Origin of the sequence: Vibrio sp. YIC-376, assembly GCF_052353105.1 — a bacterium.
Classification (GTDB): domain Bacteria; phylum Pseudomonadota; class Gammaproteobacteria; order Enterobacterales; family Vibrionaceae; genus Vibrio.
On sequence record NZ_JBBWFK010000002.1, the window covers coordinates 262,499 to 277,220 of the forward strand.

At 46.4% G+C, this 14,722-nt stretch carries 15 protein-coding genes; 3 read left to right on the forward strand and 12 right to left on the reverse strand.

What is annotated here, in order from left to right; translation table 11 throughout:
* Positions 1 to 34: 34 nt before the first annotated feature.
* The 11 genes from pcaF to paaZ all read right to left on the reverse strand — a co-directional run bounded on the left by pcaF (position 35) and on the right by paaZ (position 10,673).
* Complete coding sequence (pcaF, locus tag WJM94_RS05430) at positions 35 to 1,240, reverse strand: 3-oxoadipyl-CoA thiolase (RefSeq protein ID WP_444493215.1); 1,206 nt, start codon at positions 1,238 to 1,240, stop codon at positions 35 to 37.
* Positions 1,241 to 1,720, reverse strand: a complete 480-nt coding sequence (paaI, locus tag WJM94_RS05435; RefSeq protein WP_444493216.1) for a hydroxyphenylacetyl-CoA thioesterase PaaI — start codon at positions 1,718 to 1,720, stop codon at positions 1,241 to 1,243.
* Positions 1,717 to 3,225 carry a 3-hydroxyacyl-CoA dehydrogenase gene (locus WJM94_RS05440; protein WP_444493217.1) on the reverse strand — a complete coding sequence of 503 codons (1,509 nt, stop codon included), beginning with the start codon at positions 3,223 to 3,225 and terminating at the stop codon, positions 1,717 to 1,719. Before WJM94_RS05440 ends, paaI begins: the two co-directional genes overlap by 4 nt.
* A gap of 2 nt (positions 3,226 to 3,227) precedes the next feature.
* Complete coding sequence (gene paaG, locus WJM94_RS05445; RefSeq protein WP_444493218.1) at positions 3,228 to 4,016, reverse strand: 2-(1,2-epoxy-1,2-dihydrophenyl)acetyl-CoA isomerase PaaG; 789 nt, start codon at positions 4,014 to 4,016, stop codon at positions 3,228 to 3,230.
* 3 nt (positions 4,017 to 4,019) lie between these two features.
* Positions 4,020 to 4,808: an enoyl-CoA hydratase-related protein gene (locus tag WJM94_RS05450; protein WP_444493219.1), complete on the reverse strand. Its 789-nt coding sequence runs from the start codon at positions 4,806 to 4,808 to the stop codon at positions 4,020 to 4,022.
* A gap of 8 nt (positions 4,809 to 4,816) precedes the next feature.
* Positions 4,817 to 5,872, reverse strand: a complete 1,056-nt coding sequence (gene paaE / locus WJM94_RS05455; RefSeq protein ID WP_444493220.1) for a 1,2-phenylacetyl-CoA epoxidase subunit PaaE — start codon at positions 5,870 to 5,872, stop codon at positions 4,817 to 4,819.
* 14 nt (positions 5,873 to 5,886) lie between these two features.
* A complete protein-coding gene (gene paaD, locus WJM94_RS05460; protein ID WP_444493221.1) occupies positions 5,887 to 6,393 on the reverse strand; it encodes a 1,2-phenylacetyl-CoA epoxidase subunit PaaD in 507 nt (168 codons plus the stop codon).
* Positions 6,394 to 6,402: 9 nt separating this feature from the next.
* Positions 6,403 to 7,161 (reverse strand): 1,2-phenylacetyl-CoA epoxidase subunit PaaC, encoded by a 759-nt coding sequence (gene paaC / locus WJM94_RS05465; RefSeq protein WP_444493222.1) that lies wholly within the window; start codon positions 7,159 to 7,161, stop codon positions 6,403 to 6,405.
* Positions 7,162 to 7,171: 10 nt separating this feature from the next.
* Entirely contained in the window at positions 7,172 to 7,459 is a 288-nt protein-coding gene (paaB, locus tag WJM94_RS05470; RefSeq protein ID WP_020334268.1) for a 1,2-phenylacetyl-CoA epoxidase subunit PaaB, read from the reverse strand.
* 40 nt (positions 7,460 to 7,499) lie between these two features.
* Positions 7,500 to 8,429, reverse strand: a complete 930-nt coding sequence (paaA, locus tag WJM94_RS05475) for a 1,2-phenylacetyl-CoA epoxidase subunit PaaA (RefSeq protein WP_444493223.1) — start codon at positions 8,427 to 8,429, stop codon at positions 7,500 to 7,502.
* 192 nt (positions 8,430 to 8,621) lie between these two features.
* Positions 8,622 to 10,673 carry a phenylacetic acid degradation bifunctional protein PaaZ gene (gene paaZ, locus WJM94_RS05480; protein ID WP_444493224.1) on the reverse strand — a complete coding sequence of 684 codons (2,052 nt, stop codon included), beginning with the start codon at positions 10,671 to 10,673 and terminating at the stop codon, positions 8,622 to 8,624.
* A gap of 273 nt (positions 10,674 to 10,946) precedes the next feature.
* Here paaZ and WJM94_RS05485 point away from each other — a divergent pair, with 273 nt between their 5' ends.
* The 3 genes from WJM94_RS05485 to WJM94_RS05495 are packed head-to-tail and all read left to right on the forward strand — an operon-like array spanning position 10,947 to position 13,812.
* On the forward strand, positions 10,947 to 11,981 hold the full coding sequence (locus WJM94_RS05485) for a TRAP transporter substrate-binding protein (protein WP_444493225.1): 1,035 nt from the start codon (positions 10,947 to 10,949) through the stop codon (positions 11,979 to 11,981).
* Between the two features lie 9 nt (positions 11,982 to 11,990).
* Positions 11,991 to 12,515, forward strand: coding sequence for a TRAP transporter small permease (locus tag WJM94_RS05490; RefSeq protein ID WP_444493226.1), 525 nt, complete (start codon positions 11,991 to 11,993; stop codon positions 12,513 to 12,515).
* Position 12,516: 1 nt separating this feature from the next.
* Complete coding sequence (locus tag WJM94_RS05495; RefSeq protein WP_444493227.1) at positions 12,517 to 13,812, forward strand: TRAP transporter large permease; 1,296 nt, start codon at positions 12,517 to 12,519, stop codon at positions 13,810 to 13,812.
* Positions 13,813 to 13,868: 56 nt separating this feature from the next.
* Here WJM94_RS05495 and WJM94_RS05500 read toward each other — a convergent pair whose 3' ends face one another.
* The gene (locus tag WJM94_RS05500) at positions 13,869 to 14,429 is read right to left on the reverse strand and encodes an SOS response-associated peptidase (RefSeq protein ID WP_444493228.1); all 561 of its coding nucleotides are present in this window, start codon (positions 14,427 to 14,429) and stop codon (positions 13,869 to 13,871) included.
* Positions 14,430 to 14,722: the final 293 nt, after the last annotated feature.

Sequence of the window (14,722 nt, forward strand, 5' to 3'; positions counted from 1 at the left end):
GCTGTAAATCCCGTCTGTTGTATTTGTTTTAATCTCAGACGTTTTCGATGATCATTGCGATCCCTTGCCCTACGCCGACACACATACAGCACAAAGCATATTTCCCATTTCTACGTTTTAGCTCATTGCTCGCAGCCATTACGATACGAGCTCCGCTCATGCCTAATGGATGTCCTAAAGCAATTGCTCCGCCATTCGGATTTACGTGCTCGGCGTCATCAGCGACTCCTAGTTCACGCAATACCGCCAGCGCTTGCGATGCGAATGCTTCGTTGAGCTCGATAACATCCATATCATTAATTGATAGCCCTGCTATTTCTAGTACTTTTTTCGCTGCTGGCGCTGGTCCGACACCCATAATAGCAGGCTCTACGCCAACCGTTGCTGTTGCCAGTATTTTTGCCTTAGGCGTTAACCCGTACTGCTTAATGGCATCGTCGCTAGCAATCAGTACTGCAGCCGCGCCATCGTTCACGCCAGAAGAGTTTCCAGCTGTTACCGAACCGTTTTGCGCGAAAGGCGTTTTGAGTGCAGCGAGCTGCTCCAGAGTCGTTTGCGGACGAGGATGTTCATCTTCAGCAACAACAACAGGTTCACCTTTACGCTGAGGAATAGATACAGGAACAATCTCTTGTGCAAGCACACCGTTCTCTTTTGCTTGCTGCGTTCTTTGTTGGCTGCGCAATGCAAATGCATCTTGATCTTCGCGGCTGATTTGGAAGCGTTCCGCAACGTTTTCTGCGGTCTCAGGCATTGAGTCCGTACCATATTGATTTTGCAGCGCCGGGTTGATGAAACGCCAACCGATGGTGGTATCAAACATCTGACCGCTTCTATCGAACGCGGAGGCCGGCTTGCTCACCACATATGGAGCACGAGACATGGATTCGACGCCACCAGCAACCATCAACTTCGCTTCGCCCGCTTTGATAGTACGTGCAGCATGGCTAATGGCATCCATGCCTGAACCGCACAGACGGTTGATTGTTGTACCGGACACTTCGATCGGCATACCCGCCAGTAATAGTGACATACGAGCCACGTCGCGGTTGTCTTCACCCGCTTGGTTCGCACAGCCTAAAATCACATCATCAATCGCCGACCAGTCTAAATCTGGATGGCGTTCCATTAATGCTTTGAGAGGGATAGCGCCCAGATCATCCGCTCGAACGCTTGAAAGTGCGCCACCGAATCGACCGATTGGGGTTCTGACGCCGTCACAAATATATGCATTAGTCACTTAAATGTCCTCCTTTACTAGCTTGGTGCCAATTCGGTGAGATTTCCCACGAAACAGCGCAATCAACTTTTGGTCCTGATTGACGATTTCTATGTCATACGTACCGGTTACTTTTCCTTGAGATTTCACATTCGCAATGGCCGTTAGCAGGTCATTTTCAAAAGCTGGGCGAATGTATTCAATGCTGCATCCAGATGCCACCGCAGCTAAGTTTTCACTGTTACAAGCACAAGCAAATGCGGTATCAGCCAGAGTAAATAACATGCCTCCATGGCAACTGCTGTGGCCATTAAGCATCGATTGAGTCACTCGCATCGTGACTTTTGCCATCCCTTTGGCGACTTCCACGACATCCATTCCCATCGATTTTGTGCAGGTGTCATTCTCTAACATCGCTGCAACGGCCTTCTCAGCCACCGCTTTTTCATGCGCTGCTTCGTTCAAGTGTTCTGAAAGTTGCTTTGGATTGACAACTATCATGCTGCACCTCCCTTTGCTTTGATTGTGAATTGGCGAAGTAGTGGCGATGGACGATATCTTTCTTCGCAGTAGAAGGATTGCAAATGAGTGAGAGTGTCCAGTACTCGTTGCCAGCCAAGGCGTTCACCTTGCTCGATTGGACCAAGTGGATAGTTAACGCCACTCTTCATTGCTACATCGACATCGGCCAGAGACGCACCTTGCTGATTAACTAAATCAAGCGCTTCATTAATTAGCATTACCCAAGTACGCCATAGGATCAGGCCAGGGTAATCATCCAGCACTAATACCTGTTTGCCTTTTGATTGGAAGTAAGCAATCACAGCTTCGGTTTGCTGTGCAGAGTTCTGCAAAGCAGGAGCAATCGCGATAATGTCACTAGCGCCGTAATCTTGGCAGTAATCAAAGACAACCACAGGGCTCTGCAACTGTTCAGATAACTCTGACGCTGTCACACCTTGAGTTGGCGTAACAATGATGTCGTTTACACACAGCTGTGGAGCACCTTCGTTGCTGTAACTGTTAGGGAGCTGAGTCAATTCAACAAAGCTTGGCACGCCACTCCAGTCACCGAGTAACGATACTGACAAGCGTTCTGGCAGAACACATTTCTGCGCCAAATTAACACTTGGTTTGTCAGTTGAACCATCATAGCAATAGAAGCCACGACCCGATTTACGCCCTAAGAAACCTGCTTCGACAAGCTCTTTCTGTGTCAAGGATGGAGTAAAGCGTTTGTCTTGGTAATACGCGTCATAAACACTTTTAGTTACCGCGTAATTAACATCGTGACCAATCAGATCCATGAGCTCGAAAGGCCCCATATTGAACTGACCAGCTTGTGTGATGATATAGTCGATGTCTTGAGCGTCAGCGACACCACACTCCAGCGCACGCAAACCTTCTGCGTAAAACGGTCTTGCAACTCGGTTTACAATAAAGCCCGGAAGCGAGCGGGTGATAACAGCGTGTTTACCACATGATGCCGCCCATTCCTTAGCTGCCTCAGTGGCGGCCGGAGAAGTCGCGATGCCTCGCACCACTTCGACTAACTTCATCAACGGCGCAGGATTAAAGAAATGCAGTCCAACGAAACGTTCCGGTTTAGCCAGCGCACTGGAAATCGATGTCACAGAAATAGACGATGTATTCGTGGAAAGCAGGCAATCTTCTCGACAAATCGACTCTAGATCTCTGAATAGGCTTTGTTTGATCGCAAGATCTTCAACAATCGCTTCAATAACCAGATCCGCGCCTGCGACATCTTGTAAAGCGTCCGAGCAATACATGGCATCTAACAAGGCATCTTTAGCACTTAGTGACATTTTGCCGTTAGCAACACGCTTTTCTAAACGCTCTGCGATTACCGATTTAGCCTGCTCTGCCTTGCCCTGCTCAAGATCGAACAAAACGACTTGGTATCCAGATTGAGCCGCTACTTGTGCAATACCAGCCCCCATGGTGCCTGCACCGATGACCGCGACGGTTTTAATCACAAATTCCATGATTACTTCCCTTTAAACTCAGGTGCACGCTTATCGAAAAATGCAGCGATACCTTCGCGGTAATCGTCCGTTCTTCCCGCTAATCGCTGAAGATCTTTTTCTAAGTCCAGCTGAACTTCTAAACTGTTCTCGCTGGAGTGATTCAGTGCATGTTTAATAAGACCCAACCCTTTCGTTGGCTGCGTAGCCAAATGGTTTGCTACTGACATCGCCTTTTCGATAAGTTCTTCATCTTCAACACATTGCCAGATCATTCCCCACTCTTGTGCCTGACTCGCGCTTACTTTGTCACCGAGTAACATCAGAGCTTTCGCTCGTGCCGATCCCACTAAACGTGGCAGTGTCCAGGTGCCACCTGAATCTGGCACCAGACCAATCTTACAAAATGCCTGAATAAAGCTTGCTGACTTAGCCGCAAATACGATATCGCACGCCAATGCGATATTGGCACCCGCGCCCGCAGCCACACCATTGACCGCAGCAATGACTGGCTTAGGCATTGCAGAAATTTGTTTGATCAGAGGGTTGTAGTATTTCTCAATGCTCTCGCCAAGATCCGGCATTTCTGCGCCGCTATTTACGTTGCGATCATTAAGGTCTTGCCCAGCACAAAATCCTCTGCCAGTACCGGTTAGCAGCACTGCGCGCACTGAATCATCAGTTTCTGCCTGTTTTAGCGCTCGCTTAAGCGCTTTATGCATATCCGGGTTAAAGCTATTCAGTTGCTTAGGACGGTTAAGCGTAATGACCGCTACGCCAGCTTCTACCTGAAATAAGATTGACTCTTCCATTGATTACTTCCCTTTAAATGTTGCCTTTCTTTTATCAAGAAAAGCTTGGATTCCTTCCGCTCTGTCTCGGGTTTCCGCAAGCAGGCTGAATAACTGTCTTTCCATCATCAGTCCTTGGGCCAACGTGCCATTTGATACTGATTTTAATGACGTTTTAGCGGCGCGAACGGCTAAAGGCGCATGTTGGGCAATACTTGTCGCTATCTCTTGAGCTTTATTGAGCGTGTTTTGTGAAACCGTGATTTCACTGATTAAGCCAGCGTTAAGCGCCCTTTGAGCCGAGATTGGTTTTCCGGTCAGCACCATTTGGTTCGCAAGTGATTTTCCGACAGTACGAGCCAGTCGTTGCGTGCCACCTGCACCTGGCATTAAGCCCAACGTAATTTCTGGCAGACCAAACAGTGTCCCTTCTCCTGCAACAACGACATCACAAAGCAGAACCAGTTCTAATCCCGCCCCCAGGGCGTAACCATTGACTGCAGCAACCATAGGTTTTTCAAACTGGTCGATACGTTGCCAAAGTTTCGGTCTTGGATTTAGCCAAGTCTCTATCGACTGCTGACTCGACATCTCGTGCAAATCAGCTCCCGCGGCAAATATCGTTTCACCGCCGTAAAGCACCACCGACTTGATGGAAGTGTCCAGTGACGCCTCTTCCAGCAGATCCGCTAAGTGTTCCAAAACGTCATTGCTTAATGCGTTGCGCTTCTGGGGACGATTCAAAGTGATGGTTAACACCCCTTGATTGGAGATGTCACCGATCAGGTCCTGATAATCGGTCTGTAATGTCATGCTAGCCTCTACACATCAAAGTCGATTTCTATTTCGCTGGTTGTCGGAACGGCCTGACAACTCAAAACGTAGCCATCTTCAACCTGATCAGCTTCCAGGCTGTAGTTAGTGCCCATTTCAACCTGACCGGATTTAACTTTACAGATACACGTTGCACACACGCCGCCTTTACACGCATAAGGAAGGTCGACACCCTGACGAAGTGCTGCATCCAGCAAGCTGTCATCTTGTGAGGTCATATCAATCTTCATGATGCGACCATCTCGCTTAAGTGTGACTTGGGTATTTTCTGATTGGTTAGCTGGCTTCGCTTTAGACTTGGTTGCGGTGTTAAAACGCTCTACATGGTAATTGTCTTCGCTCAATCCGCCTTCTACCAACGCGGTGTAGCAAGATTCTAAAATCTCTTCCGGGCCACAAACGTAACATGCGTCAAAGTCGCTCCAGTTAAACAGGTTGCTACCGAGCTCGCGTAGTTTGTCGCCGTCTAAGCGACCATTCCATAGATCGACTTCATTGGTTTCACGTGAGAAGAAGTAACTAACGTGTAAACGATCCGGATAGCGGTTCTTCAAGCCCAGCAATTGATTGCGAAACATCATGCTATTTACGTTGCGGTTGCCATACAGCAAAGTGAAAGTGCTGTTGTCTTCCTGCTCTAACGCAGTCTTAAGCATGGATAAAATTGGAGTAATGCCTGAGCCTACCGCAATACCTAAATAATTTACTTTGCGCTCTGGACTAGGTGAAAATCCGAAGTGACCTTGTGGCGTCATCACCTCAAGTTCATCGCCGGGCTGAATTTCGTTGACGGCAAAGTTGGAAAAGCGACCTTCTGAAATGGCCTTGATACCGACTTGCAGACTGTTTTCGCCCGGTGCTGAGCAAATTGAATAGCAGCGTCTCAGATCCTCACCGTTGATGTTCGATTTAATAGTGAGGTGCTGACCAGGATGAAAACGAAACTGTTCGGCAAGGTCTTGCGGTACGTCAAAATGCAGCACCACAGAATCTGGCGTTTCCTTGTCTGCACGAGCGACTTTTAATGGGTAAAAATCTGTCATAATAATCCCTTACTTTATATGCACTTGAAGTAATCAAATGGTTCCAAACACGCATTACATCGGAAGTGTGCTTTACAAGCTGTGGAACCAAATTCACTCACCATTTTTGTATCAACACTGCCACAATGTGGGCATTCAGGCTGTGCGTTGATAGCTGTGTGCATACACGCTTTTCTGTCTGGTGGCGCGATTCCGTATTCACGTAACTTTTGTTTGCTCGACTCTTGAATCCAGTCTGTTGTCCATGCTGGATCAAGTTGTACTTCAACCCTCACATCCTCGTACCCTTCCGTGTTGAGGGTTTCTCGGATATCGTTCATCAGCATTTCTGTCGCTGGGCAACCGGAATATGTCGGAGTGAACTTCACTATCCAGGCATCACCGACTTTGGCAATATGACGAACCATGCCCAGTTCACCAATCGAAATAACCGGAATTTCCGGGTCTGGGATCGAACTAACTAATTGCCAAACGCGGTGCGTTTCTGGATCAGAAAGCGAATCGAGTGTTTGCTTAATCATCAGTACGCCCTACCACTGTTGGTTTGGATAAGTCCGTTGCATGTACTGAAGTTCCGCCAAAATGAAACCTAGATGTTCACTGTGCTTGCCTGATTTACCGCCTTGCAGAAAGTACTTAGATTCAGGCATCGATAGCGACGCTTTCTCTAGCGTTGCATTGACATTGCGCTGCCACTGCGCTTTTAGTTCAGAGACATCAACAATAATGTTCTGCTTAGCAAGCGCGATTTCTTCTTCACTTGGCTCAAACATCTCATCGGTGTAACGCCATAATTCGTTTAATGCAGTTTGAACTTTTTTATGGCTTAACTCGGTACCGCCACCTAAACGTTCAATCCAGCCAGAGCTGTATCTCAGGTGGTAAGCCACCTCTTTCAGGGATTTCTTAGCGATAGCCGCCAACTGTTCATCAGCACTGTGTGCTAGCTCTTGAAGAAACAGCGCATGGTAGTTGTCATAAAGAAACTGGCGCACGATTGAAATATCGAAGCCTTCATTTGGGCGCTCAGCAAGCAGAAGGTTTCTGTATTCGCGCTCTTCGCGAACATAAGCGTAGTCATCTTCCGTTTTTTGATTGTCTTCAAGCTCAGCGGCATATTGGTAAAGGTTACGAGCCTCACCAAGCAGGTCTAAGCCAATATTTGCCAACGCGATGTCAATCTCTAGTTCCGGTGCAATACCACACCACTCAGATAAACGATGGCTGAGAATAAGGTTGGTGTCTGCCAGCTGAAGTACGTAGTTTACTTTTGTTTGTTGTTCACTCATGACTCACTCCCTACATATGCTTGATGTCAGCAGGAATGGTGTAATGGCTGGCGTGGCGATAAACTTTATCTTCAGCTGGGTCAAAAAATGGACCTTGTTCGCTCGATTGAGATGCCGTGATTTGGTTTGACTCAACCACCCAAATAGAACAACCTTCACTGCGGCGAGTGTATAGATCGCGAGCGGCTTCAAGCGCCATTTGGCCATCAGATGCACGAACACTGCCTACGTGTTTATGGTCCAAACCTTGTTTGCTTCGAACGAATACTTCGTATAGCGGCCAGTTAAATGAACTCATCTTGATTCTCCTTAATCTGTTTCGATTCTATGTGGCGCGACTAGGCTGCGCTTTCCATCTGTTTTTTTGAGTAAGCGACAGCAGCTTCTCGAACCCATGCACCGGCTTCCCAGGCATCACGTTTGTCTTTCAAACGCTCGTGGTTGCAGATGCCGTGTCCATTAATCACCTGGTTAAACTCTTCCCAGTTGATCTCGCCAAACTCATAGTGGCCAGTTTCTTCGTTCCACTTCAGGTCTGGATCTGGAATCGTCATGCCCAGCGCATGAACTTGGTGAACGGTGTTATCAACGAACTTCTGACGTAGATCATCGTTGCTGACGCGTTTGATTTTCCAAGCCATGCTTTTCGCGGAGTTTGGAGATTCACTGTCGTTCGGACCAAACATCATCAATGCAGGCCACCACCAGCGGTTGATAGAGTCTTGAAGCATTGCTTTTTGCTCGTCACTGCCGTCAGCAAGCACTCGACAAGCTTCATATCCCTGACGTTGGTGGAAACTCTCTTCTTTACAGATTCGAACCATGGCACGTGCATAAGGTCCGTAAGAGGTACGGCACAACGCAACTTGGTTAACGATCGCCGCACCGTCAACAAGCCAACCAACAACACCAACATCAGCCCAGCTTAGCGTTGGGTAGTTGAAGATGGAGGAGTACTTCATCTCACCAGTCAGCATTTTTTCGTACAGGTCGTGACGCTCACCACCCAAGGTTTCTGCCGCGCTGTACAGATAGAGACCGTGGCCAGCTTCGTCTTGAATTTTTGCAAGCAATACCGCTTTACGACGCAATGATGGCGCACGTGTTAACCAGTTGGCTTCTGGCAGCATTCCGACTACCTCTGAATGAGCATGCTGACCTATCTGACGTACCAGTGTTTTACGGTATCCGTCAGGCATCCAATCTTTAGGCTCGACTGCAATCTCTTGTTCGATTTTTCGCTCGAATGACGTTTGCTCCGAAGACATCCTCTTCTCCATTTGATACATATTAAATGTTGTTTGTATTTTTAATGTATCACGTAAAATTACATTAGCAACACAATAATTACAAAAAAGTAAAATATGATGCATTTAATTGTTAAATTTGTGATAAAAAAACAGGGCCAAATGGCCCTGTTGAATAAGATTTAAAGAAATTTTTAGCGAATGTCTGAACTGTTAAAAGTCACCTTGCTGCCTCGCAACTAATGTAAGGATCGTATAAAGCGCGACTGGTTTTCCATCCTGATTACACACTTCTACATCCCAGGCCACGACGCCTTGTGCCTGTTCTTCGGCAGAACGCTGACGCTTCTTAATTTTCTTCTTACAAGTGAGATGAACTTGAATGGTATCGCCGATTTTAACTGGTTCGATAAACCTCAGTCCTTCCATTCCATAGTTGGCGAGCACAGGTCCGGGCGCAGCTTCTACAAACAGCCCTGCTGCGGCTGAAATGACGAAGTATCCGTGCGCCACCCTTTCACCAAACATCGACTCTTTGGCCGCGATCTTATCCATATGCGCATAGAAGTGATCACCACTTAAGCAACCAAAGTTGACGATATCTGCTTCTGTTATCGTTCTTCTTGCCGTTGTCAGGGTTTCGCCTATTTGCAAATCTTCAAAGTACTTTTTGAACGGGTGAATCGGGTCAGAGACCGTTTCAGCCCCGCGAACCCACTCCCGACCAATCTTAGCCAGCATGGTTGGTGAGCCTTGTATCGCGGTGCGCTGCATGTAGTGTTTCACACCGCGTAGGCCGCCCATCTCTTCACCGCCACCGGCGCGTCCCGGGCCGCCATGGACAAGCATTGGTAATGGAGAGCCGTGACCGGTGGATTCCTTGGATGATTCTTCATTCAAGATATGTAAACGACCATGAGATGACCCAATTGCAAGTGTCAGCTGAGCAGCCACATCCCCGGATGCGGTAACGATACTGCCTACCAAGCTGCCCTGACCTTTTTTAGCCAGTGCTGCGGCATCGTTTAAGTCACGATAAGGCATAAGAGTACATACTGGGCCAAACGCTTCTACAGAATGAACTTCTTCAACTTCATGAGGATTGTTGCAGCGAAGCAACGTTGGTGGATAGAAAGCCCCTTCACTTGATCCCTGAACTTTCAGGTCTGAGGCATTCCCGCCCGTCAGCACATCACAGTGATTTGATAACGTCGTGACTTTTTCTTTGACGTCGTTGAGCTGGCTTTTACTCACCAAAGCGCCCATTTTAACGCCTTCTATTGCAGGGTCACCGACGACAACTTTCTCGAGTTTTGACGTTAGTGCAGTTGCAACTTCATCAATCAAATGTTCGGGCACGATGGCGCGTCGAATCGCGGTACATTTTTGTCCTGCTTTCACCGTCATCTCGCGAGTAACTTCACGTACAAACAGCGCGAACTCTTGCATATCAGGCGTGACATCAGCACCTAAAATGGCACAGTTCAACGAGTCAGCTTCCATCGTAAATGGAATGGATTTCTGAGTAATCGAAGGGTGAGAACGAAGCATTTGACCAGTTTGTGCTGAGCCAGTGAACGTCACCACATCCTGGTAATCGAGATGGTCAAACATGTCGCCTACCGAGCCACAAATAACCTGAATAGCACCATCAGGCAGCAGGCCACTATCTAACATCGCTTTTACCATTGCCTGGGTCAGATACGCCGTTTCAGTAGCTGGTTTGACAATAGCGGCTACACCACCAAGCCAAGTCGGTGCTAGCTTCTCTAGCATCCCCCAGCAAGGGAAATTGTACGCATTAATGTGTAGAGCAACACCGGTTTTACTGGTCAGAAAGTGACGCGCCGCAAATCCACCCTCTTTTGAAAGTGGCAGCAGTTCATCTTCCGGCCAAATGGTATCGTTTGGTAACTCACGGTTGGCAACACTAGAGTAATTGAACAAGGTACTGACGCCCCCTTCAATATCAATCCAAGAATCCATTCTCGTCGCGCCAGTATGTTGAGAAAGCACGTAGAACTCTTCCTTGCGAGATAGCAGATACTTAGCTAAGTCTTTGATCATATTGGCACGCTCTAAGAACGTCATTTGAGAAAGAGCTTTTGTTCCTCGCTCTCTTCCATATTCCAAGACATTGGAGGCATCCATACCATCCGCATTGACCTGATATAACTCCTCACCAGAAATTGCACTTGAAACCACGCGTGGTTTCCCGTTACCAAAATACCATTCACCGGCTACGTAACTGGTTAATTGTTCCATTTCTATACCTCGTTAATCCTTAATGCTGTAGCAATTTACTCACTAGAGTTTTTTCATCGATAACGTGCTTAATTCGCCCTTAGCACATCACTTATGAAATGGCAGTGTTGTTCATCTTCAAAACAAGTTCTGATTCACAAAATCACAATTCATTAACAATCATGATACACAATCAAGATTTTAAATGATACGTTTAAATCGTCAATTGGCATAATTACGTGTCATTTGATGAGGAGATTAATTCATTTTAATGGGACTTACAAAGGAATCAGTATGTTTAAATCAACCGTAGCTAAAGGCCTTGCAGGATTGCTCGCTTCCACCATGTTGGTGAGTCACAGTGCTCAAGCACAAACACATGAACTAAAAATCGCAACATGGCTTAGCCCAATGCAGACTATGAACGCCGATGTATTACCGACATGGGGCAAATGGATCGAAGAAGCCACTGATGGGCGTGTCACAATTAAGTTGGAATACGACTTGGCTCACCCAAAAAGTCTCGTTGAATTAGTTGAAGATGGCGCGGTTGACGCGGCCTGGACCTTTCACGGTTATCTCCCAGGACGTTTTCGTTTAACACAAATTGCTGAACTGCCGGGGAACAAAGCAGGTGGTGAAGCAGCTTCCGTCGCGCATTGGCGTGTTAACGAAAAGTACTTTAAGAATTCTTTTGAATACAACGGTGTTGAACTGGCTGGCGTATTTGTTCATGGGCCGGGACAAGTTCATATGCGTGAGCCAATTGAATCTCTGAAAGATCTGAAAGGCAAAAAAATGCGTGTAGGCGGCGGTATTTCTACTGAGGTAGGCAACCTTTTGGAAGTCTCTGGCGTAAGCGCTCCTGCTACGAAAGCGTATGAGATGCTATCACAAGGCGTTGCGGACGGTCTGTTTATGCAGATGGATATGATGAAAGCCGCTCGTTTTAAAGACGTCACACCATATAGCTACAAGCTCCCAACGGGTTTGTATTTGGGTTCGTTTGGCATCTTTATCAGTCCTCAATTTATGGAAAAACTCTCTGAAGAAGATCGCCAAGCAATCAGAAGCGTTTCTGGTGAGAAACTCTCTGCGCTTGCAGGCCGATACTGGTCTAAAGCTGATGAAATTGGTGAAGCCGATATCATTGCTTCTGGCAGTCAGGTGAAAGACTTATCTGATGAGGATGTTCGTTACTACGAGCAACTTACACAAGGTCTTGATGACAAATGGGTGAAATCGGTTAAGTCACGTAAAGTTGACGCTCAAGCCGCTCTGACCGAGTTTAGAAAAATCGTTAATGACTACGAGCCAATCGAGCTTTAGGAATAAATGATGATCAACTCATTAATGTGGTTTACCAAAAGTTGGGAGTCTACTGCCCAACTTTTGGATAAATTTCTGAAGCTGTGTGCGTGCCTGATATTACTTTCAATGATGCTGCTTACCTGTATCGATGTAGTAGGACGCTACCTGTTCGAAAAGCCAGTAACCGGAAGTGTAGAACTTACAGAATTACTTTTGGGTGCACTGATTTTCTCCACTATGCCTTTGGTTACGTGGCGTAAAGAGCACATCAGCGTCGACCTGACCGATAGCATCATTCCCAGAAAAATAAAGAACATTCGTGATATGGGGTTCGATGCCGTGGTCTCTCTCTGCCTTGCAGTAATGGGATTCAAAGTATGGGAATTAGGTGACCGATCGCTGATGTACGGTGAAACGACTGAGTACTTAGAGATCCCAACTTATTATTTTGTCTATTTTCTGGCTATTTCATGCTGGTTAACCGCAATCACTTCGCTCGTTTTAGTGGTTACGCGAGTCTTTAACAAAGAGTATTTGAATCAGAGGGATTGATATGACTATTGCCTTAATTGGTTTTGCAGTGCTGATGATTCTAATACTGCTGAGAATGCCGATCGCGTTTGCTATGGGTGTGGTGGGCTTTGTAGGGTACGCTGCACTGGGAGACTGGAACTTTAACGGTGCGCTAACCGTCAGTGCGAAGCGATTGATCGACACCGCACAAGATTACGGTTTGTCGGTCATCCCTATGTTCATTCTAATGGGCAACTTAATCACCCGTGCGGGAATGTCTCAAGAACTGTACAGAGCTTGTTATGCGTTTTTGGGTCACTATCGTGGTGGTTTAGCAATGGCAACCGTAGCGGCATGTGGTGGATTCTCAGCAATTTCTGGTTCTAGCTTAGCAACATCGGCGACCATGGCTAAGGTTGCAATGCCTTCTATGAGAAAGTACGGATATTCAGATGGATTAGCCGCCGCCTCTATTGCTGCGGGCGGAACATTGGGTATTTTGATCCCACCAAGTGTCATCTTAATCATCTATGGCGTGCTCACGGAACAAAGTATTCGCGACCTTTTTGCCGCTGGCTTTATCCCTGGTTTGCTTGGCATTTTCATGTACCTTTTAGCAACAAAATACGTCGTATGGCGCAACCCGGATGCGGGGCCGAAAGGCGAAAAAATGTCGAAGGAAGACAAAAGAGCCGCGTTGAAATCCGTTTCTGGCATTCTTGGACTATTTGCTCTGGTGATGGGTGGAATATACCTTGGCGTATTTACACCAACTGAAGCGGCAGGTATTGGTGCCGGTGGTGCATTTGCTATTGCACTCTATCGCCGTTCTCTCACAATCTCAGTTCTTAGAGAGATCCTTATCGATACCGCAAGAACATCTACCATGCTATTCGGAGTTATTATCGGCGCGCTTATTTATTCTAACTTCGTAAACCGCACTGGTTTACCGCATGAACTGGTTACTTGGATGGAATCTTTCGGCGCTGAACCAATCTATGTGATTCTGGCGATCATGGGGATTTACATCCTACTCGGCACGGTGTTCGAAAGCTTGTCGATGCTGCTCCTGACAGTCCCAGTTTTCTACCCGTTGGTTGCTAGCTTAGGGTTTGATCTGGTCTGGTTTGGTATTGTGGTCGTGGTTGTCACTGAGATCAGTCTTATTACTCCACCGGTAGGATTGAACATCTTTGTGCTCAGCAGCGTAGTCAAAGACATCAAAACCAGTACGATCTTTAAAGGCGTCACACCATTCTGGTGCGCAGATATTGTAAGGCTACTACTGTTACTACTTATTCCGCCATTGTCTCTATGGCTTCCAAGTGTCATGTAACAAACTAAAGTCATCTAGCGATATTCTTTAAGATGCAATGATCCTCAAGAGTATCGCTAATCTTTTATCATCAACGTTTCATTAAATTGGTTATCTAATAACTGATAGACGCTCTTGCCAGTCCCGCTTATCCAGTTCACAACTTCTTTATTTGGAATTAATAACGGCATGCGGTGATGAAATTCGCTGCATTGTTGATTTGATTCGGTGGTTAGCGTTACGAGTTCTCGCCCATTGTCCACCGCAATACCTGCCATATACAAAACGTGGTTATCTCCAAGGCTGAAAAGGTACTTTACCTTTCTGCCATTTTCTTCTCGCCATTCATACCAACCCGTACACGGTACGATGACTCTGTTAAATTCAAACGCATTCGCAAATGTTGCTTTAACAGCAACAGTCTCGGCTTTCGCGTTGATGATCAGGTGGTTTGCCCAGTCAGGTTGTATTCCCCAAGGTAAATCGAGTTGTTTTAATTCACCGTGTTGGGCGCCGACAGTAGAAACGATTTGACTGGGCCTGAGATCTCTATTGGTTTCGGTTACAAAACTGATTCCAAGCTGTTCGGAAACAATTCGACATAGGGGGTCATCGAGTACATTTAACCTGCCACACATATCACACTCCTAAGAAACAATAGATGTAACACAAATTATAGTTACTTTATGACTCACCATTTATCTATGTATTAACATCACCGGTGGTCAGGAGTTAATACCTAAAACACCAATATTAAACATATTACATATCAATTAGATACACCCTTAAAATTTGTATTTCTAGCCCAGAAATTCCCTCGAATTAAAGTCACAGAATTTCAAAAATTGAATAGCCTTTTCTTTTTTCGAACTAACGTAATGGCAAATCAAGTGTTAACTTAACATTAACATCTTACACAAGGTAAAACCTC

Bases quoted from the DNA above. Each gene is read 5' to 3' on its own strand.
- paaI (WP_444493216.1), bottom strand. From the start codon at position 1,720: ATGATAGTTGTCAATCCAAAGCAACTTTCAGAACACTTGAACGAAGCA.
- WJM94_RS05440 (WP_444493217.1), bottom strand. From the start codon at position 3,225: ATGGAATTTGTGATTAAAACCGTCGCGGTCATCGGTGCAGGCACCATG.
- paaG (WP_444493218.1), bottom strand. From the start codon at position 4,016: ATGGAAGAGTCAATCTTATTTCAGGTAGAAGCTGGCGTAGCGGTCATT.
- WJM94_RS05450 (WP_444493219.1), bottom strand. From the start codon at position 4,808: ATGACATTACAGACCGATTATCAGGACCTGATCGGTGACATCTCCAAT.
- paaE (WP_444493220.1), bottom strand. From the start codon at position 5,872: ATGACAGATTTTTACCCATTAAAAGTCGCTCGTGCAGACAAGGAAACG.
- paaD (WP_444493221.1), bottom strand. From the start codon at position 6,393: ATGATTAAGCAAACACTCGATTCGCTTTCTGATCCAGAAACGCACCGC.
- paaC (WP_444493222.1), bottom strand. From the start codon at position 7,161: ATGAGTGAACAACAAACAAAAGTAAACTACGTACTTCAGCTGGCAGAC.
- paaB (WP_020334268.1), bottom strand. From the start codon at position 7,459: ATGAGTTCATTTAACTGGCCGCTATACGAAGTATTCGTTCGAAGCAAA.
- paaA (WP_444493223.1), bottom strand. From the start codon at position 8,429: ATGTCTTCGGAGCAAACGTCATTCGAGCGAAAAATCGAACAAGAGATT.
- paaZ (WP_444493224.1), bottom strand. From the start codon at position 10,673: ATGGAACAATTAACCAGTTACGTAGCCGGTGAATGGTATTTTGGTAAC.
- WJM94_RS05485 (WP_444493225.1), top strand. From the start codon at position 10,947: ATGTTTAAATCAACCGTAGCTAAAGGCCTTGCAGGATTGCTCGCTTCC.
- WJM94_RS05490 (WP_444493226.1), top strand. From the start codon at position 11,991: ATGATCAACTCATTAATGTGGTTTACCAAAAGTTGGGAGTCTACTGCC.
- WJM94_RS05495 (WP_444493227.1), top strand. From the start codon at position 12,517: ATGACTATTGCCTTAATTGGTTTTGCAGTGCTGATGATTCTAATACTG.
- WJM94_RS05500 (WP_444493228.1), bottom strand. From the start codon at position 14,429: ATGTGTGGCAGGTTAAATGTACTCGATGACCCCCTATGTCGAATTGTT.